Source organism: Thiovibrio sp. JS02 (genome assembly GCF_053485635.1).
In genome coordinates this window covers 3,599,728-3,621,295 of record NZ_CM130715.1, presented here as the reverse complement: position 1 = coordinate 3,621,295, position 21,568 = coordinate 3,599,728, and the positions used below count along the sequence as shown (strand labels likewise).

The 21,568-nt window shown below is 60.5% G+C and carries 17 protein-coding genes; 10 read left to right on the top strand and 7 right to left on the bottom strand.

The genetic code is table 11. The features are described from left to right. Window positions 1-112: 112 nt before the first annotated feature. Together ACUUL3_RS16655 and ACUUL3_RS16650 are read left to right on the top strand one after the other, a co-directional pair. A complete protein-coding gene (locus tag ACUUL3_RS16655; protein WP_448553287.1) occupies window positions 113-769 on the top strand; it encodes a flavodoxin family protein in 657 nt (218 codons plus the stop codon). 507 nt (window positions 770-1,276) lie between these two features. Continuing rightward, the gene (locus ACUUL3_RS16650; RefSeq protein WP_448553285.1) at window positions 1,277-2,227 is read left to right on the top strand and encodes a hypothetical protein; all 951 of its coding nucleotides are present in this window, start codon (window positions 1,277-1,279) and stop codon (window positions 2,225-2,227) included. A 30-nt stretch (window positions 2,228-2,257) separates the two neighbouring features. On the opposite strand, the gene ACUUL3_RS16645 is transcribed toward ACUUL3_RS16650, so the two are convergent. Continuing rightward, the gene (locus ACUUL3_RS16645) at window positions 2,258-3,193 is read right to left on the bottom strand and encodes a tRNA dihydrouridine synthase (RefSeq protein WP_448553283.1); all 936 of its coding nucleotides are present in this window, start codon (window positions 3,191-3,193) and stop codon (window positions 2,258-2,260) included. A gap of 493 nt (window positions 3,194-3,686) precedes the next feature. Between ACUUL3_RS16645 and ACUUL3_RS16640 the strand changes: the two genes are divergently transcribed. Further along, a complete protein-coding gene (locus tag ACUUL3_RS16640) occupies window positions 3,687-3,854 on the top strand; it encodes a hypothetical protein (protein WP_448553281.1) in 168 nt (55 codons plus the stop codon). 110 nt (window positions 3,855-3,964) lie between these two features. Then, window positions 3,965-5,941: a hybrid sensor histidine kinase/response regulator gene (locus ACUUL3_RS16635; protein WP_448553279.1), complete on the top strand. Its 1,977-nt coding sequence runs from the start codon at window positions 3,965-3,967 to the stop codon at window positions 5,939-5,941. A 40-nt stretch (window positions 5,942-5,981) separates the two neighbouring features. Here ACUUL3_RS16635 and mscL read toward each other — a convergent pair whose 3' ends face one another. From mscL to rnhA, 5 genes are all read right to left on the bottom strand, one after another. After that, window positions 5,982-6,431, bottom strand: coding sequence for a large conductance mechanosensitive channel protein MscL (mscL, locus tag ACUUL3_RS16630; RefSeq protein WP_448556513.1), 450 nt, complete (start codon window positions 6,429-6,431; stop codon window positions 5,982-5,984). Between the two features lie 214 nt (window positions 6,432-6,645). Continuing rightward, the gene (locus ACUUL3_RS16625; protein WP_448553277.1) at window positions 6,646-7,533 is read right to left on the bottom strand and encodes a motility protein A; all 888 of its coding nucleotides are present in this window, start codon (window positions 7,531-7,533) and stop codon (window positions 6,646-6,648) included. A gap of 33 nt (window positions 7,534-7,566) precedes the next feature. Continuing rightward, entirely contained in the window at window positions 7,567-8,427 is an 861-nt protein-coding gene (locus ACUUL3_RS16620) for an OmpA/MotB family protein (protein WP_448553275.1), read from the bottom strand. 321 nt (window positions 8,428-8,748) lie between these two features. Next, window positions 8,749-9,861 carry a SprT-like domain-containing protein gene (locus ACUUL3_RS16615; RefSeq protein ID WP_448553273.1) on the bottom strand — a complete coding sequence of 371 codons (1,113 nt, stop codon included), beginning with the start codon at window positions 9,859-9,861 and terminating at the stop codon, window positions 8,749-8,751. Between the two features lie 5 nt (window positions 9,862-9,866). Beyond that, window positions 9,867-10,568: a ribonuclease HI gene (gene rnhA, locus ACUUL3_RS16610; RefSeq protein WP_448553271.1), complete on the bottom strand. Its 702-nt coding sequence runs from the start codon at window positions 10,566-10,568 to the stop codon at window positions 9,867-9,869. Window positions 10,569-10,869: 301 nt separating this feature from the next. On the opposite strand from rnhA, the gene ACUUL3_RS16605 reads away from it, so the two are divergent. From ACUUL3_RS16605 to ACUUL3_RS16580, 6 genes are all read left to right on the top strand, one after another. Continuing rightward, window positions 10,870-12,171, top strand: a complete 1,302-nt coding sequence (locus ACUUL3_RS16605; RefSeq protein WP_448553269.1) for a TolC family protein — start codon at window positions 10,870-10,872, stop codon at window positions 12,169-12,171. A gap of 23 nt (window positions 12,172-12,194) precedes the next feature. Further along, window positions 12,195-13,562, top strand: a complete 1,368-nt coding sequence (locus ACUUL3_RS16600) for an efflux RND transporter periplasmic adaptor subunit (protein ID WP_448553267.1) — start codon at window positions 12,195-12,197, stop codon at window positions 13,560-13,562. Between the two features lie 24 nt (window positions 13,563-13,586). Then, window positions 13,587-16,805 (top strand): efflux RND transporter permease subunit, encoded by a 3,219-nt coding sequence (locus ACUUL3_RS16595; protein WP_448553265.1) that lies wholly within the window; start codon window positions 13,587-13,589, stop codon window positions 16,803-16,805. Window positions 16,806-16,869: 64 nt separating this feature from the next. After that, window positions 16,870-17,334: a hypothetical protein gene (locus ACUUL3_RS16590; protein WP_448553263.1), complete on the top strand. Its 465-nt coding sequence runs from the start codon at window positions 16,870-16,872 to the stop codon at window positions 17,332-17,334. 684 nt (window positions 17,335-18,018) lie between these two features. Continuing rightward, window positions 18,019-18,888: a radical SAM/SPASM domain-containing protein gene (locus ACUUL3_RS16585; RefSeq protein WP_448553261.1), complete on the top strand. Its 870-nt coding sequence runs from the start codon at window positions 18,019-18,021 to the stop codon at window positions 18,886-18,888. A gap of 214 nt (window positions 18,889-19,102) precedes the next feature. Continuing rightward, window positions 19,103-20,341: a sensor histidine kinase gene (locus tag ACUUL3_RS16580; protein WP_448553259.1), complete on the top strand. Its 1,239-nt coding sequence runs from the start codon at window positions 19,103-19,105 to the stop codon at window positions 20,339-20,341. A 53-nt stretch (window positions 20,342-20,394) separates the two neighbouring features. Here ACUUL3_RS16580 and ACUUL3_RS16575 read toward each other — a convergent pair whose 3' ends face one another. Continuing rightward, complete coding sequence (locus tag ACUUL3_RS16575) at window positions 20,395-21,375, bottom strand: helix-turn-helix domain-containing protein (protein WP_448553257.1); 981 nt, start codon at window positions 21,373-21,375, stop codon at window positions 20,395-20,397. Between the last annotated feature and the right edge of the window lie 193 nt (window positions 21,376-21,568).

The window sequence follows — 21,568 nt, the reverse complement described above, 5'->3', positions numbered from 1 at the left end:
TTGCGGACCCGCCATTGCGTCCCGACCGATCCCCCGGTATCCTGGCAAGGGGAATTTCCCCCTTATTCCGAACGCCGACCGAAACGGCGCGGATTTCCTGATGGAGGCTCACATGAAGGTTCTCGGCGTTTCCGGCTCCCCTATCCCGAACAGCAACACCGACCGCGCCCTGGAGATCGCCATGGCGGCAACCGGCGCGAAAAAACAGGAGTTTATCAAACTGAGCGACTACACGGTGGCTCCCTGCAATGCCTGCCTGGGCTGCGTCAACACCAACCGCTGCATCATCCGGGACGACGGCGTCAAGCTGGCGGAAAAGGCCTACAAGGCCGACGCCCTGATCATTGCCGGCTACACGCCCTACTCCAGCCTGGACAGCCGCAGCAAGGCATTTATCGAACGCCTCTACCCCCTGCGCCACCGCCACGGGCTCATGACCGGAAAACCGGGCGCGGCCATCGTCACCTGCGCCATCCCCGCCGGCAAGGAGGGAATGCCGCCGGCCTGCGAAAACGGGCTTGCCGCCATCCAGTATTACATGCTGGAGGAGGGCATGCGCTATGTGGGCGGCGTCTCGGTGCTGGGCAACGTGCCCTGCGTCAAATGCGCGGCCGGGATCCAGTGCCAGGTTTCCGGCCTGAAGATGATCCATGGACCGGACGCCACCGTGGAGGGTGTCGGAATCAACACCCTGGAGGACGACGCCGCCACCGTGGAAGCCCTGCAAAAACTCGGGGAAACGCTCCGGGACGCTTGCTACGGGCAATGAGCCCGGGCCCGGCCTGATCGCCCCGGGAAGGGGTGGGTTCCCGGAAGGCGAACCATCCGCTCCGACCAGGGCCGGGCTTCTTTGCCACGCCCCCCCCTGCTGTTCCGGGGATACCATTTCCCGCCCACTCCCCTCCGCCGCCGGCAAACCGCTGCCAAGGCCGGCCGAAAACAGCGGCGCCCTGCCCATCCTCTGGTATTTCCTCCCTGTTTTCCATACCCCCCCTTTCAACGGAGCTGAAAACCGGGCCTGTCGGGCCGGCTCCTTCTGACATTTTTTGTCAAAAACAGCCAATCAAGGTCATGCCCGTGCCGTTTCCGCGTGGCTTTTTTTTCTCCGCGGGCGGGAAAACGGGCGAAAAACCCTCTGCCGACGTGGACTGAGGCAACCCGCAGGCCCGGACAAAAGGCTGGCATGACTCCTGCAAATTACTTAAGCACTCCCTTGCGGATCGGAGAACAAACAGCAAGAAACGCTGTCACAATAAAGCCCCTCGGAGGAAAAACCATGAGAAAGCCCACCGTCAAAGAGATCATCCTCTTCTCCCTTGCCCTGTCCGCGCTGCCGGCCGCCAATTCCGCGCTGGCCGCCGGCAGGCCCCAAAGCCAGGAAACCCACCGGGAGCGGGAGAGCCGGCTCCAGCATGCTTCCCTCCAGGGCGGTCTGCCCGCGGTGGAGACGGCGCTCAACGCCGAGATCAAGGCCCGCGAAAACGGTGATGCCGCCTTGCAGATGCAGATTGACACCATTGAACTCACCCCTGGACCGCAAGGGTCGGTGGGACCGCAGGGGCCGATGGGGCCGGTTGGGCCGATGGGGCCGGTTGGGCCGATGGGGCCGGTTGGGCCGCAGGGACAGGTGGGATCAGTGGGACCGCAGGGCCCTGAAGGTCCACGCGGCCTCAATGGCGCCCCTGGCATCTCCTGTTGGGATCTGAACGGCAACTATCAGGCCGACCCGGAAGAAGACATCAACGGCGACGGCTCCTGGGACGCTTACGATTGTCAGTCTGCCCAGCAAAACGCGACGCCGACCTGCCCCATCTTCTGGTCCGGCTACTGCTCGGAGCTCGGCCGGGCCGTGGGCTGGAACACCTATTGCACCGACACTGAGGAATTCAACACCGCCAAGGATTATCTCTCCGTGGGGAGCAACGGCTCCATCACCGTCCTCACCCCGGGATTTTACAAAATCACCGCCTGGACCATCAGCAATGTCAGCTCATACGCCAACGCGGCCCTGGTGGTGAACGGCGTGACAAAATACTATGGGGTTGAATACAGCGGAAACGTCTGGGTCAACAACGGTTTTGAGATCGTCTGGCCGCTGAAGGCGGGGGATGTTGTCCGGGTGGACTACTACAATCCGGGCGGCAACAGTTACGCCTACTACAGCGGCAACGAGTCGGGCCAGTTCAGCAGGTTGCAGCTCTCCTACGTGGGCCAGTACAAGCCGTAACCAGAAGCAGACACGCCCTTGTCCGGCCCGTCAACCGGGAGCGTGCTCTTCGGCAAAAAGGGAAAGGAGCTCGACCAGCTGGGCCAGATTTCTACTGCGCTTGAGCTGTCGCACCGGCCCGGAAAGATCCGGATCGTTCAGATGACAGAGCACCTCCTTCATCTTGCAAAGGATCTGATGGTCGCCGCAGAAGATATCCCGATAGCGGGCGAGCAGTTCCCGCAGGTAGCGCTGCACCTCGGCCCGTTTTTCCCCAAAAGAGGAAATCTCCGGGTAATCACCGCGCAGGCGGGCAAAAAGGAAGGGATCGCCAATGGCGCCGCGGCCGAGCATGAGGCCGGCCGCTCCGGTTTCCGCCAGAACCCGCCGCCCCTGGGCCGCGGTGAAGATGTCGCCGTTGGCGATGACCGGCAGCGCGGTGCGCCGGACCACCTCCGCGGTGATACGGTGGTCGGCCGCGCCGCTGTATCGCTGCTTCACGGTGCGGGCATGGACGATGAGAAAATCCACCCCGTGCGCGGCAAAGGTGTCGAGCAGGGCGAAAAGCTGTTCCGGATCGTCGAACCCGGCCCGCACCTTGACGGAGAAGCTGCCGCCGATGCATTGCCGCAGGCCGGCGAGAATCTCGGCAAGTCCCTCGGGTCGGCGCAAAAGGCCGCCGCCTGCGGCGTTGTTGTTCATGCGGCCGAAGGGACAGCCCAGATTGATGTTCAGATGCCTTGCCCCCAGCTCCCGCACCGTGGCCGCCGCGGTCCGGAGCGCCGCAAGATCACTGCCGATCAGCTGCACCACCAGCGGCACTCCGCCTTCTTTGCCCGTCACTTCCAGGCGGTCGCTGGCGGAAATGTTCTTTTTCGCGCTGGCCTTGACCCGGACAAATTCGGTGAACACCACGTCCGGCCGGGAGTACTCGATAAAAAGGCCGCGCAGGGCCCGATTGGTCAGGCCCTGCATCGGGGCGAGCATCAGAGGACGCGTGCCCGCCGGCCAAGGCAACTTTTCGTAATTCATGGCAACACTCTCAGGTCATTCCGTTCCCGGCTCACAACAAGGGCAACGCAAACGGCCCAGAGGCAACACCTGCTCCGGCAAGGCGCCACCCGGGGGGCGCGGGCTTACTGCCGGCTCTTCTTTTCTTCCTTCTTCGCCTTTTTGGCCGCCTTTTTTTCCTTCATGGATTTGGCCGGTTCCTTCTTGGCTTCCTTCTTGCTGTCTTGCCCTTTCGCCATGGCGTTCGCTCCTTTTTTTTCATGGTTTGCGTATCGGCTGCTGCCGGAATCGGTTGCCGCATACCTCTTTTTACCGGGCAGGGCTTCTTTCCGCATCCCAAAAAAACAATTTATTTCTCCCGCCCATCCTTGCCGGTAACGACAAATTCCATTATTCTGCAAAAAATTTTCCTCCCTGGCGCGGTTGCCGCCTGCCGTGGGAGATCGATTTTCAAAAAAGGAGAGAGACGATGAAACTCTGGGTCACGCCCAAGGGAGACCGCTGGCTTTGCGGCGAGTGCGAAAGGCTTTACGAGGAAACCATTGCCGAAGAAGGCTGGCGCGCGGCCTTTGAGAAAATGGAGCCCATGCTCCGCTGTTCCGAATGCGGGCAGGGCGACGTGGAGATCTTTGATTAGCGGCGGCCACCCCGCCCTGGCCTTTCTCTTGTAATCAACGGAGAATTCTCCTGTCCTAAAAACGGCGCATCACGCTGGCCGGAATTTCCTTTCATATGGAGTAAATCTTCATGGCACCGGAACCAAGCCCTGCCGAACTGGCCCGCAGAATCGTCGAGCTTGAGCAGGAAAATGCCGTGCAGCAGGGCTGCATCGACAGCCTGCGGAAAGAGGTGAGCCGCTATTGCGCTTTGGTGGACAACGCCAACGACCTGATCCACAGCGTCACACCGGACGGCCGCTTTCTCTTCGTGAACCGGGCCTGGCGCGAAGCCCTGGGCTACGACCAGGATGAGATCAGGAACCTGCGGCTGATGGACATCGTCGAAGAGTCCTGCCGCGACAAGTGTCGCGACGTCTTCGCCGACCTCATCCAGGGCGAAAAGTCCTGCCGCAACGAAACCGTTTTCGTGGCAAAGGACGGGAAAAAAATCCGGGTCGAGGGCTGCTGCAACACCTCTTTTCAGGACGGCAAGGCCATGGCCCTGACCGGCATCTTCAGGGACATCAGCGAACGGTCCCGCAATGAGCAGGCCCTGCGCGAAAGCGAAAAACGCTTCCGCGACCTCTTTGAAAACGCCACCGACCTCATCCAGATGATCCGGCCGGACGGGAGACTGCTCTATGTGAATCGCGCCTGGCGGGAGACGTTCGGCTATGCCGAGGAAGAAATCTCCGGACTCTCCATCTTTGACCTGATCACCCCGGCCCATCGGGAACAATGCCAGCAGACATTCCAAAAAGTCCTTGCCGAGGAAAAGGTCAATTACATCAATACGGTTTTCCAGGCCAAGGACGGCCGCAGGATCATCATCGAGGGCAATGCCATCTGCAAGTTCCAGGAAGGCAGGCCGGGCGCCACCCAGTGCATCTTCCGGGATGTCACGGAAAAGAAAAAAATGGAGGAGGAGCTGCTCAAGACCCAAAAGCTCGAATCGGTCGGGGTTTTCGCCGGCGGTATCGCCCACGACTTCAACAACCTGCTCACCGGCATCCTGGGCAATATCTCCCTGGCCAAACTCTATGTCAACCCGCAGGACAAGGCGTACCAGCGTCTGGTGGAAACGGAAAAGGCCTCCCTGCAGGCGAAGAACCTCACCCAGCAGCTGCTCACCTTTGCCAAGGGCGGCGCCCCCATCAGAAAAACCACCACCATCCCGGAGCTGATCAGGGATTCCGCCTCCTTCGCCCTGACGGGCTCCAACGTCAAATGCGAATACGATCTACCCGACGGCCTCTGGCCCATCGAGGTGGATGCCGGCCAGCTCAGCCAGGTGATTCAGAATCTGGTGCTCAATGCGGCCCAGGCCATGCCGGAGGGCGGCGCCGTCAACATCTGGGCCCGCAACATCCCCATCGCCCGGCAAAACCTGCTGGCCATGCCCCATGGCAGATACGTGCAGATCGCGGTGGTCGACAATGGCCACGGCATTCCCCAGGAGCACCTGAGCAGGATTTTCGATCCCTACTTCACCAGCAAGCAGACCGGCAGCGGCCTCGGCCTGGCCATCGCCTACTCCATCATCAGGAAGCATGACGGCCAGATCACCGTGGACTCGGAAGTGGGTAAAGGCACCATCTTCACCATCTACCTGCAGGCCGCGGAAAAGATCCACCTTTCCCCTGAATCCCGGCGAGAAGGCCCCGCCGCCCGCAAGGGCCGCCTCTTGATCATGGACGACGAGGCGATGATCCGGGAAGCGGCCGCCGAGATGCTCGGCTACTTCGGCTTCGAAGTCGTAACAGTGGCGGACGGCGACGAGGCGATCCGCCGCTACCGGGAGGCAATGCAGGAAGAGAGGCCCTTTGCCGCCGTGATCATGGATCTCACCATCCCCGGCGGCATGGGCGGCAGGGAGGCCATGGAAATCCTGCGCCGGATCGATCCGGAGATCAAAGCCGTGGTCTCCAGCGGCTACGCCAACGATCCCATCATGGCAAACCACCGGGACTACGGATTCTGCGGGGTTGTGCCCAAGCCCTACAAGGTGGAGGAGATGAGCTGGGCCCTGGCGAAAATCCTCGGACAGGAAGAGGAAACGGGGTGAGTTCGCGGCAGGGAACGTCCGGCGGCGACGCTCCTTTGGCTCAGCCAAGCGCAGAGGTGCAGTTCGGGCAGCGGCTGGCCTTGATGGCGATGGTGGAGAAGCAATAGGGGCACTCTTTCGTGGTGGGCTCCGCCGGGGGCGCCTCCTTTTCACGTTTCAGCTTGTTTATCCCCTTGATGAGCATGAATACGGCAAAGGCCACGATGAGAAAACTGATCACGGCATTGAAGAAAAGGCCCAGATTGATCGTGACCGCGCCCGCCGTCTGCGCGTCCGCCAGGGTTGCATAGGGCCCCGGCGCGGTGCCGTCCTTCAGGGTTACGAAGAGATCGGAGAAATCCACGCCGCCCAGCAGCAAGCCTATGGGCGGCATCAGCACATCGGCAACAAGGCTTTTCACAATGGTGCCGAAGGCGCCGCCGATGATAATACCGACAGCCATGTCGACAACATTGCCTTTCATGGCGAACTCTTTGAATTCCTTCAGCATCATTCCCCTCCTCGTGCATTTGTCTGGAAAATTGCCGCAATCCCTGGCCCGCGGTCCAACCGATCGTTTTCTTAGTTTAGGCCCGGGACAAAAAAAATTCCACCGAATGTTCGTCTTCCCGGCGCGGGTGCGGGCGGCAGGAGTACGTCGCCTGCGCGGAACGGGCGACATCGCGGCGGCAGGCCCCTGACACCATCCGCGAAGGCACGACGCGTTATCCCTGCAACGGCTCGGTTCTCGGCGGGAAGGCCAGGCCTTCCAGGGGCTTTTTCCGAAGGGACGGCTTGGGAGAAATCTTTTGCCCCCTGATATTGAATCGTTCCTGAATCCTCTCCAAAGAGACCAGCTTGATCTGCCGCAAGGAGGGAGTGATGAACGATTTGAGCTTATGCTCCAACAGGCGCGGATCCATCTCGGACTCAATGGCAATGACCCCTTCCATGATGATTTTCTGGAGCAGGAGTTCCTGGTTGGTCCTCTCTTCGATGAGGGTGGCAAAGGGACTGAAGAAAAAGGTGCCCAAGACCACGCCGTACAGGGTGGAGGTCAGGGCGATGGGCACTGTTTTCATGATGGAATCCGTGTCGGCCACGCCGGCCAGCATGCCGATCAGGCCGACCACGCTGCCCGCCAGCCCGAAGGAAGGAGCGAAAGCCGCCATATTCCGCAAAACCCGCTCGGAGTCCTCCCGCCGCATCTTGAAAAAATACATTTCCGTGCTCAGGCTTTCCCGGATGTAATCCGCGGGCAACCCGTCCACCAAAAAACCCAGGGCCCGACGCAAAAACAGAATCGAGGTCTCGCCCTCATCTTCCTCCAGGGACAGAATCCCCTTGAACCGTGATTTCACCGAAAGATCCACCAGCACTTCGACGATTTTCTCGGGCGCCTTGAGCCGGGAGCGGTAGGAAGCGGTTAAAACGTCATAAACGATTCTCATCTGTTCGACCCGGTAGCAGAGCAGGGTCGCGCCGACAGTGCCGCCGATGACGATCAGGAACCCGGCAAGGTTGAAGTACATGGCGATGTGGCCCTGCAGGGCGAATCCGACCAGAAAAATAAACACACAGGTGCTCAGACCGAAGATATTTTTTTTGCTCATGGCTGCTGTGAATGCCTCTCTGGGAAGGGTTGATTATACGGCCGGCATGGCCACGGGATTTTCCCGGGAAATGATGATTTCCACCCGCCGGTTCGCGGCTCTGCCGGCCGGAGTGGTATTGGGACGCCGGGGCCGATGGAAGGAGTACCCGGTGACCTGAAACTGATCGGCGGGAATCTTCATCTCGTCGATCAGATAACGGGCCACGGCGCTGGCGCGGCTTGCCGACAGATCCCAGTTGGAGGGAAACCGTTCGGACGTGACGGGAACGTCGTCGGTATGGCCGACCACGTCAATGGCATATTGACTTTGCCGCAGCACCTGCGCAATCTTGGCCAGGGACTGCCTGGCATCCATCCTGAGGGCCGCCTCGCCGGAGTCAAAAAGCAGATCCCCCGTCAGAATAATGCGCACGGTCCGGTCAGGCACCAATTCCACCGAGGCGAATTCCTGCAGCGCCTCATCCGCCAGGGTCTGCCTGCTGAGGTCATACATTTTTTCGATGAACCCCTCGGCAGGGCCGGCGGCTTCCCCCAGGCCGCGGCCCGCTGTCTCCATGACCCTGCTGGCGAGCTGGCTTCCGCCCTCGCCCCCCAGCCCTTCCGGGCTGAGAAATTCCTTATGGGCCTGCTGGTAGACATAAAGGACCACGAAAAAAATGAACATAGTCATCATGAGATCGGACCACGGCACCGACCAGTGGGGAGAACGCGGCATGTGGCCCCGCCGGAAGGTGTCGTCAATGACAAAAACCTCGCGCGCCACCCTGGGGGAGGATGCTACTTCGCCATATACCGGTCTTTTTTTCCGTTCGGAGCCCTGCGCTCCCAGGCTTTTCGAGATGGCGGCCCGCCTTTCCTGTTCCGTCTTTCTGCCTTCGTCAACACTGGTCATGACCATCTCCTGCCCATGAAAAGGCCGGCAGAGGGGACCACGGGGATCAAAACAAGATGTTGACAAAATACACCGTGGGCCTGATAGGGAAACAAAAAATGAACTGTCTTGTCGCTCTGCCGAGTTACGTTTCTGCCGCGCTTGCAATCAATATCTTTGTTATCGGCAGGTCGCTCTTCCGACTTGAAGAATAACAACAAAACCAGTTGATTTAACGAGATAAACAGACAGAGAAGGGGTGATTTTGTTTTTCCCCGCACTTCCCGATTTTTTTTGGCGTGCACTGAAAAATTCTCCCGCCGCCGCAACGGCCATCCTTTTTCAGCCCCGGTCCAGCAGCCTGGGCTTGCCCGTCCCGTCTGTCCCGGCGGCGACGCCCCGGTGCAGGATGAGCCGCCCCCCCTCCTCCTGGCCGGCGGTATAGGAATCCGCATGGACCTGGGGGCCGGCATGGCTGATCTTCCTGAGCCGCGGATAGCGGGCCCGGTAATAGCGGATCAGGCCGGGGTCATTGGCGCAGATCAGACTGCCGGCCTCTTGACCGCCGTCTTGCCGCATGGCGGCCTCCGCCTGGCGGGCAAGCTTTGCCCGAAAACCGTTGAGCACCCCGAGACAGTAGGAATTCCTCTCCCTGCCGGGCGCACCGGTCTGTCGGCGGTACCGGCTCCAGAGAGAGGCGAGGCGGTTTGCCAGAAAGGTGGCGACATAGTCGGCGACCGCCAGATTTTCCCTGGCCCCGGTCAGCTCGATGACCCGGTGGGATTCCCCGCTCCGCGCCTCGAAGCGCCTGACGATCACCACGTTGACATAGAAAAAGTCCTTGAGGATGGCGGCGATGGCCCGGTGGTGGGCGCTCAACCGCTTGCCGCCCAGGGCGAGGATCAGGTAGTCGTAATCGGCAGGGGCCTTGCTGGCGAGCCGTTCCAGGTTGTGCTTGCGGAGGAGGGCGTTGGCCTTCTCCATGGCCAGGACCGCTTCATGCTCGTTGGCGCTTTGGGCCAGGGCAAAGAGCTTTTCCACCCTGGCAAGGATCGCGCTGCTCGCGGCACCGCCGGGCCTGATTTTCAAAAGGCGGGGGATAGATCCCGTGGCGGAGCGGAACTCCGGATGGACGCCCAGCCGGTCGCAGGCCTTGAGAAAGGCCGGGCCATGGGGCATCTCGTCCCCCTGGCCCATGACCTGGTGCACATACTGGTGGCAGACCTCATGCTTCAAGACCTCCACCACCACGTCCCAGGAATGGTCAATGATCAGCCAGGAAGCGATCTTCAGGGTGTCGAAATCCGGGGCCCAGGCCCCGGCCTGCCTCTGCCCCTCGCTGATCTCAAAGACCGGGGCCGCCAGGGGCAGGCGATAGAGCCAGCAGAGCTGCCGGTACTCGACCAGAAGCTGGTTGCCCCAGAGGCGGCGCAGCCTTTCCCCTTCCGCGGACATGGCGATCAGCCCTTGTAGCCCGGGTCTTCGGGCAGGTTCGCCCGCCGGGAAGAAGCCACGGCCAGCTCGTCGCAGCGCTCGTTCAAGGGATGGCCGCTATGGCCCTTGACCCAGCGGAAGGTCACCTCAAGCTCGTCCACCAACGCAAGCAGCTCTCCCCAGAGATCCGGGTTGACGGCGGGCTGCCGGTCCGCCTTGATCCAGCCCCGCTTCCGCCAGCTCCTTGCCCAGCCCTTGCTGATGCCGTTCACCACATAGCTGGAGTCGGAGTACAGGGTCACGGGCTTGTCGCGATGCTCAAGCTCGCGCAGGGCCACGATGCAGGCCATCAGCTCCATGCGGTTGTTGGTGGTCAGGCGAAAACCGCCGCAACGCTCGACGCGCTCGCCGTTGTACAGCTGCACGATGCCGTAACCGCCGGGCCCGGGGTTGAAACGGGCGCCGCCGTCGGTGTAGATCTCGACGCCTCCCTCCCCGGCGGGACAGGCCGTTCCGGCACAAGGGGCTCTGTTGCCGGTTTTCCGGCCCCCGGAGGTGGTGGGGCTGAAAACGGGATTTTTCAGCCAGGCCTCGGCTTCGGCCCTGCTGGCAAAGCCTTTGTATTTCGCCCCCTGAAAACCAAACACCTGGGCCTGGGCCTCGGGCCACTTCTCATAGATGCCTGGCCTGCGTCCCACGGCTATTGCATAGAATTTCTTTGCCGCCATCTGTTTCCCATTCCTTATCGCGGGCCATCAACCACCAGACCCTCTCGCCTGTCTGTACACAACCGGGGGAAAAAATTCAACGGAATCTATCCGTCTCTGGAGGCCGCACTGCCAAGCGTCGGACGCGGATCGTCGCCGCTGGAGAATATTCTCCACCCGGATACAGACTATTCTTCAACCGCAACGGCTTTTCCAGGGCCAGGAAACAGCCAACCTGCTTATTTTACAAATAAAAATATGCGCGGCACGCTCCTTGCTTTTTTTCATCCCCATCAACCCCGTCTTGCCGAGGAAACCAGGGATGAATACACTGCTTCGCCTTTTCATTGTTCCGTCTCTTCTGCTTCTTGCCGTCTTCGCCGGCCAGGCCCTTGCCCAGGGAAACCCGCCCGATGCGCTTTCGGGCCTCATCGAAGCGGCGCTTGCGGAAAACCCCGACCTCAAGGCGGCGCAGGCCCGCCTGCGCCTCTATGAAAACAAGATAATCCCGGCCGGCTCCCTGAACGACCCCGCCCTCTCCTTTGCCTTCAGCAACTATCCGGTGGATACCTTTAGCGGCAACGAATACGCCATGAGCGGCAAGGTGGTCAAGCTTACCCAGGATCTGCCCTTCCCGGGCAAGCTGGCGGCCAAAACCGAGATCGCCGCGCAGCAGGCCAAATGGTATAAAGCCCTGCTTGACGAGCAACGGCTGCAGCTTGTCCGCCAGGTCAGGGAGACCTACCACTCCCTGCTCTATACCGGCCGGGCCGTTGCCATCACGGAAAAGAACATGCGGCTGCTGGATGATTTCATCCGCTTGAGCGAAGCCAGCTACGAGGTGGGCAAGGGCCAGCAGCAGGATGTGCTCAAGGCCCAGGTGGAACGGGGCAAGCTGCTCGACCGCCTCTACAGCTTGCGCCAGCAGCGGCTCAGCAACCTGGCTGCCGTAAACCGCCTGGTGAACCGCCCGCCGGACACGGCGGTTGCCGACGGCCCCGACCCCGCACCGATCGCCATCGAGATCCCTTTGCCGGAACTCCAGGACAACGCCGAACGGCTGCGGCCCATGTATGCGGCCTACCGCTCCCTGATCGATCGCTACCAGGCCCAGGAGAGGCTGGCCCGCCTCGATTACCAGCCGGACTTCAAGGTCGGCTTGACCTATTCCTTCAGGGAACCGAACCGGGCAGATTCCGGAACCGACTTCGCCGGCATCGAGTTCGGCATCAACCTGCCCATCTTCCAGGCCAAACGCGGGGCTGCCGCCTCCGAGGCGGAGGAGGGCACCCGCATGGCCCTGGCCCAGTACAACGACTTCAAGAATCAGGTCCTCTACAACATCCAGGATGCCTATAACCAGGCGCGGACCAACCATGAGCAGGCTCTGCTTTACAAGAACGGCATCATTCCCCAGGCCAGCCAGGCCCTGGAATCGGCAATCAACGGCTACCAGGTGGGCAGGGTTCCCTTCCTGAGCCTGCTGGACAACCTGATGACCCTTTACAACTACGAACTGCTCCACCAGAAGGCGCTGAGCGACGGGCAACGCAACCTGGCCCGCCTGGAAGCAGAATCAGGCCAGCAGATCACTCCGGCGGACAAGGCCGGACAAACGCCATGAAACGCCAAGGAGCGCGCCCTGCCATGCTTCCGACAAGCAAATTCTCCCTCACCACCTCCCTCTGCCTCCTCCTGGTCCTGACCGGCGGCCCGGTCATCTTCACGCCCCACGGCGAAGAACACCCGCATCTCGCAGCCGGCCCTGAGGAAGCCAGGGCCGAGGCGCAAAAATACACCTGCAGCATGCATCCCTTCATCATCCGAGACGAGCCGGGCAACTGCCCCATCTGCGGCATGACCCTGACCCCGGTGAAAACCACCCCCCCCGGCAGCGGGGTCCAGCGGAAAGAGGAGGATGGCCTTGGCGCGGTCATCACCATCGACCCGGTGACCCAGCAGAACATGGGCGTGCGCCTGGCCCTGGTCAGCCGCCGCGACATGAGCCGGACCATCCGCACCGTGGGCGTGGTCGGCTACGAGGAACCGAGGCAGTATTCCATCAACAGCAAGATCGACGGCTGGATAGAACGCCTCCATGTCAATGAGACCGGCAGCCAGGTCAAAAAGGGGCAGGCCCTCATGGATATCTACAGCCCGGAACTGGTCACGGCCCAGGAAGAGTACCTGCTGGCCCTGCGCAACAAGACCGCTCTCCAGAACAGCACCGTGCCCGAGATCGCCGCCGGCGCGGAACGGCTGCTCACCGCATCCCGCAAGCGCCTGCGCTACTGGGATATCAGCGAAGCCCAGATCAGGAATCTGGAAAAGAGCGGCACCGCCCAAAAGACCCTCACCATCCATGCCCAGTACGACGGGATCCTGACCCAGAAAAAGGCGAGCGAAGGGATGTTCGTCAAGGCGGGCATGGAGCTGTTCCAGATCGCCGACATCTCCAGGGTCTGGATCCACGCGGACATCTACGAGTACGAGCTGCCCTGGCTCAAGGTCGGCCAGAGCGCGAGCATCCAGCTCCCCTACCAGCGGGAGCCGGTGCAGGGCAGGATCAGCACCATCTATCCCTATGTGGAGACCAGGACCAGGACGGTCAAGGCCCGGATCGATCTGGCCAACCCGGGCCTCGAACTCAAGCCGGACATGTACGTGAACGTCCGCATCGAGGCGCAGGCGGTGAAAAACGTCCTCACCATCCCGCGCGAGGCGGTGCTCAATTCCGGCGAACGCCAGAGTGTCTTCGTTTCCCTGGGGGAAGGGAAATTCGCCCCGCGTCAGGTGCGGCTGGGCCTGGAGAGCGAAGATGGTTTTGTCCAGGTGATGCAGGGCCTTGCCGAGGACGAGAGCATCGTGGTTTCCGCCCAGTTCATGCTCGACTCGGAAAGCGCCCTGCGGGCGGCGGTGCGAAAGATGATGGAGCCGGAAAAACAGCCGCCCGCTGCCGGCAAGGATGACGCGGCCAAGGAAAAGGAATCCCTTGATGATCTCTTTGCCAAATGATGCTCGCATAAACGAGGAGCGCCCATGCTCACCAAAATAATCGAGTGGTCCATCAACAACAAGTTCATGGTCGTCCTCCTCACCGCGCTGATGATCGTGGCCGGCGGCTATTCCCTCAAGAAGACGCCCATCGACGCCATCCCGGACCTCTCCGACGTTCAGGTCATCATCTTCACCGAGTATGCCGGCCAGGCCCCCCAGGTGGTGGAGGATCAGGTCACCTACCCCCTCACCACCCAGATGCTGGCCGTGCCCCATGCCAAGGTGGTGCGCGGCTACTCTTTTTTCGGCTTCTCCTTTGTCTACGTGATCTTCGAGGACGGCACCGACATCTACTGGGCCCGCTCCCGGGTCCTCGAATACCTCAACTACGCGGCCCGCAAGCTGCCGCCGGGAGTAACGCCCAGCCTGGGGCCGGACGCCACCGGGGTGGGCTGGGTCTACGAGTATGTGCTGGAAAGCGACCGCCACGACCTGCAGCAGCTCCGCTCCATCCAGGACTGGTACCTGCGCTACGAGCTGGCCGCGGTGGAAGGGGTCTCCGAGGTGGCCAGCATCGGCGGCTTTGTGAAGCAGTACCAGGTGGCCGTCGACCCGAACCGGCTGCTCGCCTACCACATCACCATCCCCCAGATCCGGCAGGCCATCCGCCAGAGCAACAACGACGTGGGCGGCCGCCTGGTGGAGATGGGCGAGAGCGAGTTCATGGTAAGGGGCCTGGGCTACATCAAGTCGGTGGCCGACATTGAGCAGGTGGTGGTGGGCACCGACCGCTCGGGCACCCCGATCCTGGTCAGGGATCTGGCCGAGGTGAGCATCGGGCCGGAACTGCGGCGCGGGGTTACCGAGCTTGACGGCCGTGGTGAGACCGTGGGCGGCATCGTGGTGATGCGCTTTGGCGAAAACGCCCTCACCGTCATCGAAAACGTCAAGAAGAAGCTCGCCTCCCTGCAGTCCGGCCTGCCGGAAGGGGTGACGATCAAGACGGTCTACGACCGCTCCGGCCTCATCGAGCGGGCGGTGGACACCTTAAAGGAAAAGCTCATCGAGGAGAGCATCGTGGTCGCCCTGGTGACCGCCCTCTTCCTCTTCCACCTGCCCAGCGCCTTTGTCGCCATCTTCACCCTGCCGGTGGCCATCCTCATGGCCTTCGTCATCATGCACGGCCAGGGGATCAACGCCAACATCATGAGCCTGGGCGGCATCGCCATCGCCATCGGCGCCATGATCGACGCCGCCATCATCATGATCGAAAACGCCCACAAGCATCTGGAGCGGGAGCGGGGCAGGAAGCCCCACTGGGAGATCATCATGGCCTCGGCCAAGGAGGTGGGCCCCACCCTCTTCTACTCGCTTTTAGTCATCACCGTCTCCTTCCTGCCGGTCTTCACCCTGCAGGAGCAGTCGGGCCGCCTCTTCAAGCCCCTGGCCTTCACCAAGACCTATGCCATGGGAGCGGCCGCCCTGCTTTCCATCACCATCGTCCCGGTGCTCATGGGCTGGTTCATCCGCGGCAATATCAAGCCGGAGCACGCCAACCCCATCAACCGCCTGCTGATCCGGATCTACCATCCGGTCGTCGATTTTGTCCTCAGATGGCGCAAGGCCACCCTCCTCATTGCCCTGCTCCTCATCGCCTCCATCGCCTGGCCCGTCAGCCGGATGGGCTCCGAATTCATGCCGCCCCTCTACGAAGGCGACCTGCTCTACATGCCCACCACCATGCCGGGCATCTCCATCACCAAGGCCAGGGAGCTGCTGCAGCAGACCGATCGGATCATCGCCGCCTTCCCCGAGGTGGAGCGGGTCTTCGGCAAGATCGGCAGGGCGGAGACCGCCACCGACCCGGCCCCGCTTTCCATGCTGGAAACCACCATCATGCTCAAGCCCGAGGAGCAGTGGCGCAAGGTAAAGGTCGAGCGTTTCCACAGCGCCTGGCCGGAATTTCTGCAAAAGCCGCTGCGCCTTCTCTTCCCTGACCAGAAGCCCATGACGCCGGAACAGCTCATCGAGCGGCTCAACGCGGCCATCCAGTTCCCCGGCTTGACCAACGCCTGGACCATGCCGATCAAGACCAGGATCGACATGCTCTCCACCGGCATCAAGACCCCGGTGGGCATCAAGGTCATGGGCAATGATCTCAACGAGCTGAGCCGCATCGGCGAGGAGATCGAGGCCCTGATGGGCTCCCTGCCCGGCACTTTGTCCGCCTATGCCGAGCGGGTGGTGGGCGGCAACTACCTCGACTTCTCGGTGGACCGGACGGCTGCCGCCCGCTACGGCCTCACCGTGGGCGAGGTCCAGGACATCATCCAGTCCGCCATCGGCGGCATGAACATCACCCAGACCGTGGAAGGCCTGGAGCGCTATCCGGTGAACATCCGCTATCAGCGCGACTTTCGCAACGACCTGCAGGCCCTGCACCGGGTGCTGATCCCGTTGCGCGACGGCACCCATATCCCCATCTCCCAGGTGGCCACCATCAGCATGCACAAGGGGCCGCCGGCCATCAAGAGCGAGAACGCCCGGCGCACCGCCTGGGTCTATGTGGACATCATTGGCATCGATGTCGGCACCTACGTGAAAAAGGCCCAGGCGGCGGTGGCGGCCAAGATCAAGCTGCCGCCGGGCTACTCCCTCGTCTGGAGCGGCCAGTTCGAATACATGGAGTCGGCCAGGGCGCGGCTCATCGTGATCATCCCCCTCACCATCCTGCTCATCTTCGTGATCATCTACCTCAACACCCGGTCGCTGGTGAAAACCGCCATCGTCTTCCTGGCCGTGCCCTTTTCCCTGGTGGGTGCCTTCTGGTTTCTCCATCTCCTGGGCTACCACACCTCGGTGGCGGTCTGGGTGGGGCTCATCGCCCTGGCCGGGCTTGACGCCGAAACCGGGGTGGTGATGCTCCTCTACCTGGACCTCTCCCACAAGCTCTGGGGAGACGCCGGCCGGATGCGCACCAGGGGCGATCTGGTCCAGGCCATCCACCACGGGGCGGTGAAGCGGATCCGGCCCAAGGTGATGACCATCTCGGTGATCATCGCCGGGCTTCTGCCCATCATGTGGAGCCACGGCGCCGGCGCCGACGTGATGAAGCGGATCGCCGCCCCCATGGTGGGCGGGGTGGTGACCTCCGGGGTCATGGAATTGATGGTCTACCCGGTGATCTTCTTTCTCTGGCGGGGCCGGAAGCTTGAAAAAAGCATGAGCCCTACCGCGCCCGGCGAGGTGGAAGGCGCCTGAACCCATGCCAGCTGTCACGCGGAATACTCCGTATCACGGCAATACATCCAAGAGGAGGCACACAATGAAAAAGAACCTGCTGAAACTTCTCACCGCCCTGCTTTTCCTGGCCCTGGCCGCAAACGCCCAGGCCGCAGACCATGGCGGCGGCCATGGCGACATGGCCGGCATGGAGATGGGCGGCGCCGAGATCAGGCTCCATGATTCCATGGAAAACGGGGTCAAGGCCCAGGCCGTTCTCCGCGACATCGGCAAGGCCATGGCCGAGGCCGGCATGAGCATGAGCCATCATTTCATGGTCAGCTTCACCGACACGGCCACCGGCAAGCCCATCGACTCGGGCCTGGTGGCGGTGAAGGTGATCGATCCAAATGGCAACAAGCAGGAGGCCGTGAAGATGATGGCCATGGACGGCAGCTTTGGCGCCGACGTGGCCTTGGCCAAGAAGGGCAAATACGTTTTTGAGGTGGGAACCAAGCTCGGCAACGGCGAAAAGAGGCAGTTCCATTTCGAGCACATGGTGAAGTAAGGGCTTTCCCCGGGCAGGCCGGAGGCATTGGAGGCATCCTCCCCCCCTGATGCCGACAATCCTCCGGTCTGCCTTTTTTTCTTTCCCATTTTGTCCTGCCGAGCATCGCAGGCCATGGCGAAAAAGGGCGCTGTACTGTTTGAGCGCCCGCAGGGTGCGAGTTTACAGCGGCCCGCCATGACCGAGAAGCACAGGGGAGCCCGCAGGGCCAGGACGAACGGGGTGCCCTTTTCTTGCTTCTTCTTTTGGGCAAGCAAAAGAAGAAGGGAAGTCCCCATATATTTTGTGTGTTATCGCAATCGCAATAGGCTGATAAATAGAGACTTTGTTTGTTCATTTTCTTTGCTTGCCCAAAGAAAACGAACCAAAAGAAAGGGCCCCCAAGCCACTTGTCCCGCCAAGGGCGGGATTCCCTGCGCTGCTCGCACCGTCCGGGGTCTTGCAAACTCGGCTTCGCCTCAGACAGTGCAAGCCCCTTTTTCGGCCGATGCTGTGCTGCTCGGCGGCGTGACAATGGGATTTGTTCACAACGGTAAACGCTTGATAACGACGCGTTTATCTCGACACATTTTTCCTCTTGCCAACCCCCCACCCCACACCGTACATTTGCGCACCCTGTTGCGACAAGGCGCACAGGCGCGAAAATATCCTTTCGCCCATCCTCCTGCACCTTAAAGCAACACCTTGAAAAAGTTCAAGAAAATCTACATCGAGATCACCAACCGCTGCAACCTCGCCTGCCGCTTCTGCCACCAGAGCGAGCGGGCCAAGGCCTTCATGCCGCCTGCGGTCTTTGCCGGGATTCTCGCCAAGATCAGCGGCCACACCGACCACCTCTGTCTGCACGTCCTGGGCGAGCCCCTGCTCCACCCCGATCTTGCCGAAATCCTCTCCCTCTGCCGGCAGCACGGCTTCAAGGTGAACCTCACCAGCAACGCCACCCTCCTTGCCGGCAAAGGCGATATCCTGTTCGCAAGCGACAGCCTGCGGCAGCTCAACATCTCCCTGCACAGCTTCACCGGAGAGGAGAAAGGGATCGATCTGGACGACTATCTGACCGGGATCTTTGCCTTCATCAAAGCGGCCCAGGCTCAGGGACGGCCCTACATCAGCCTCAGACTCTGGAACAAGGCCAAGGGAATCGAAAACAGCCTCGGCCGCCAGAACGAGGCAATCCTCGACAGGCTGGAATCCTTCTTCGAGCTGCCGGCGCCCCTGGCCGACCAGCTCACCCCGGGCCATGGCATCGCCCTGGCGCCCGGCGTCTACCTGAGCCGGAACCCGGTCTTCACCTGGCCCCACGCGCCCGGCCCGGACCTTGGCCCAACCGGCTTCTGCCACGGGCTCAAGGACCATGTCGCCATCCTGGTGGACGGCACCGTGGTGCCCTGCTGCCTGGACGCCGAGGCGGACATCCCCCTGGGCAACATCCTGCATCAGTCGCTTGCGAAAATCGTGGAAAGCCCGCGCGCCGCCGCGATCCGCCAGGGCTTTTGCCGGCGCCTGGTGGTGGAGCCCCTTTGCCGCCGCTGTTCCTTTAAAGAGGATTTCTGATCGCCGGCCTGAGCGGAAAGGAAACACGGAAGAGCATGGCTTCGCCGGCTCATTGGCTGGTGTTTTTCGTGGCGTTACAGGAGCAATGGCCGGCATATGATCCCGGGCGCACCAACCTTCTCCGGCTTCACGGACCACGATTTTTTTCGTAATTTTCCTTTGGAAAAATGGTACGTTGAAACAGCTGCGTTAACAGGAAACCAAGGAGGCGGGGGTGGACAATCGCATTCTGGTCGTGGACGATGAGGAATATGTCCGGAAGGCAATCGAACGAATTTTCGACGATTCCGGCTACGAACTGAAATTCGCCGAAGGCGGGAAAAAGGCCTTGGCGCTGATCGACTCCTTTGCTCCGGATCTTGTTTTGCTTGACGTGATGATGCCGGGAATGGGTGGACATGAGGTTTGCGCCCGCCTCAAGGCAAACCCGAAAACCGCCGGGATCATGGTCCTGTTTCTCTCTGGAAAAATTGAGAAAAACGACCGTCTCAGCGGATATGCCGTCGATGCCGATGATTACCTCACCAAACCATATGAACCCGAGGAACTGAAGGCCAAGGTAAAAATACTTCTCCGGCTGAAAAAGGCCCAGGACGACCTGCTTTCCACCAACCGGAACCTGGAAAAATTGGTGGAAAGCAAAACAAGGGAGCTTGTCCGCAAGGAACGGCAATCCCTTGTCGGACAAATGGTGCAGGGGATCGTCCATAACATCCGAAGCCCGCTCACGGCGATTGGCGGCATGGCCAAACTCGCCTCCCGGAAAGCGGCCGGGGTTGCCCGGGAGGCCGGCGGGCAGGGAGACCGCCGGCTGGTGCAATTTGCCGACAATATTCTTGAGCACCTCGAAACAATAAACGGTGCGGCACAAAGGATCGAGTCGATTGTGAACAACCTCCTCGCCAAGAGCAGATGCGAAGCCGTCCTGGACAAGCGCGGGATTGATCTCAACAACCTGATCCGAGCCGAGATGGATTTTCTCGATGCGGACATGACGATCAAGCATGCGATCAACAAATCGTTCCTGCTTGATCCCGATCTTCCGGAATTTTACGGATCTTACAGCGATTTCGCGCAGGTTTTCTACAATCTGGTAAAAAACGCCACGGATGCGATGTTCCATTCGCCGCGGAAGGAATTAACCATTGCGACCCGACACGACGGCGAGCATCTCTTTGTGGACGTCAGCGACACGGGCAGCGGCATTGCGGCGGAAGACCTGCGGAACATCTTTGTCCCCTTTTTCAGCACCAAACCGGCGAAGGGGGAGGAAAAGGAAGGAGAGCCGACCGGAACCGGGATGGGATTATACGCCTGCGCCGAGCTGATGAAAACCTACGGGGCGACCCTCCAGGTGACAAGCGAATTGGGGGTCGGCACCACCTTTACCCTCACCATCCCCTTGCCAATCAATGCCCTGCCGGAACAGGGTGAGGGAGCAGCCGACAAATGACCCCCGGCCCGCTCGACTGGCCGATTATGGGTTTTTATTTTTTAAATAAGAGGTCAAGTCTTTGCTTGGCTCTTGCTCAAATATTCACTTATACTGTCAAGCTTTTCGCGAAGCCTACGGTTATTTGCAAAAAGTGATTCCGTACGGATGACGGCGCTGCTTACGGAGCTGTAATTGCCCAGGCCAAATTCCCTTCCTATTTCCTCCAGCTTCAATCGGGTAAGTTTTCTGGAGAGATAGATGGCCAGGCTCCTTGGCTCATTCACCTGACCCCGCCTGGTCTTTGCCAGTTCCATTTCTGTAATTCCGTAACTCCGGCAAACAGCTTCTTTGATATCCGCAACCGTGGGAGCCAATTGCCTGGCTTGTGGTATTTCCGGGTGCCATTTTCGTTCGCGGAACTCGTCCTTGGTCCTTTGAACGAAATTGTTCGTCCCGAAAATAGAGGGCAGATTCTTCTTGCCGTAAAACTCCAAAATTTCCGCTGTTTCTTTGCCGTACACGAATTTCCGGTATTCCTTCATTGCCGTTGCCCTGCCATCGGAAAACATGGCAAGAAGAAGATCCTTGGACAGCCAGTCCCACTTTTTGGCTCGGGATATGTACCCGGCATGGCTTGTCCAAACAAAATCAGCGACGGATTTGCACATTCCGGCTCTGACCGGGTTCCTGTGGATGTAACGCAGCAATTCAAGAAGATGGCTGTCGGCCTCCACCAGAACGCATTTATACCGGCCCCGAAAGAGCTGGCCGTCGACCCCTCGGCGGCGATTGTAGCGCTGTGTATATACGCCGTTGATATGACGCATGGCCCTGGAGATGTTTCCGCCCGGGGTGTGCATCAATAGATGGTAATGGTTTGGCATCAGGCAATAGGCTGCCACCTCGATGCCAAACAAGACGGCAGCTTCCCGCAAAACGGCAAGAAAGGTTTCATGGTCCTTCTTGTCGGCAAAGATATCTTCACCACGCCGACCACGGTTCATCACATGGTACCAAGCGCCGGAGTATTCAATTCGCAATGGTCTGGACATGTAATTATGATTAGCTCAAAGCGAGACAAGAGTCAAGCAAAGACTTGACCCCTTTTCAGAGTCAAGCAAAGACTTGACCCCTTTTGACCCCTTTTCCCTTTTGTACGAAAAAAGGGACAGATTCATTTTCGTAATCTGTGTGTTTGCAACTGAGTATGGAGACAACTAGAAACAGTCGTTCTTTTGCCTTCAC

Excerpts from the sequence above, each read along its gene's own strand:
- ACUUL3_RS16655 (WP_448553287.1), top strand. The coding sequence starts at position 113 with ATGAAGGTTCTCGGCGTTTCCGGCTCCCCTATCCCGAACAGCAACACC.
- ACUUL3_RS16650 (WP_448553285.1), top strand. The coding sequence starts at position 1,277 with ATGAGAAAGCCCACCGTCAAAGAGATCATCCTCTTCTCCCTTGCCCTG.
- ACUUL3_RS16645 (WP_448553283.1), bottom strand. The coding sequence starts at position 3,193 with ATGCTCGCCCCGATGCAGGGCCTGACCAATCGGGCCCTGCGCGGCCTT.
- ACUUL3_RS16640 (WP_448553281.1), top strand. The coding sequence starts at position 3,687 with ATGAAACTCTGGGTCACGCCCAAGGGAGACCGCTGGCTTTGCGGCGAG.
- ACUUL3_RS16635 (WP_448553279.1), top strand. The coding sequence starts at position 3,965 with ATGGCACCGGAACCAAGCCCTGCCGAACTGGCCCGCAGAATCGTCGAG.
- mscL (WP_448556513.1), bottom strand. The coding sequence starts at position 6,431 with ATGCTGAAGGAATTCAAAGAGTTCGCCATGAAAGGCAATGTTGTCGAC.
- ACUUL3_RS16625 (WP_448553277.1), bottom strand. The coding sequence starts at position 7,533 with ATGAGCAAAAAAAATATCTTCGGTCTGAGCACCTGTGTGTTTATTTTT.
- ACUUL3_RS16620 (WP_448553275.1), bottom strand. The coding sequence starts at position 8,427 with ATGACCAGTGTTGACGAAGGCAGAAAGACGGAACAGGAAAGGCGGGCC.
- ACUUL3_RS16615 (WP_448553273.1), bottom strand. The coding sequence starts at position 9,861 with ATGTCCGCGGAAGGGGAAAGGCTGCGCCGCCTCTGGGGCAACCAGCTT.
- rnhA (WP_448553271.1), bottom strand. The coding sequence starts at position 10,568 with ATGGCGGCAAAGAAATTCTATGCAATAGCCGTGGGACGCAGGCCAGGC.
- ACUUL3_RS16605 (WP_448553269.1), top strand. The coding sequence starts at position 10,870 with ATGAATACACTGCTTCGCCTTTTCATTGTTCCGTCTCTTCTGCTTCTT.
- ACUUL3_RS16600 (WP_448553267.1), top strand. The coding sequence starts at position 12,195 with ATGCTTCCGACAAGCAAATTCTCCCTCACCACCTCCCTCTGCCTCCTC.
- ACUUL3_RS16595 (WP_448553265.1), top strand. The coding sequence starts at position 13,587 with ATGCTCACCAAAATAATCGAGTGGTCCATCAACAACAAGTTCATGGTC.
- ACUUL3_RS16590 (WP_448553263.1), top strand. The coding sequence starts at position 16,870 with ATGAAAAAGAACCTGCTGAAACTTCTCACCGCCCTGCTTTTCCTGGCC.
- ACUUL3_RS16575 (WP_448553257.1), bottom strand. The coding sequence starts at position 21,375 with ATGTCCAGACCATTGCGAATTGAATACTCCGGCGCTTGGTACCATGTG.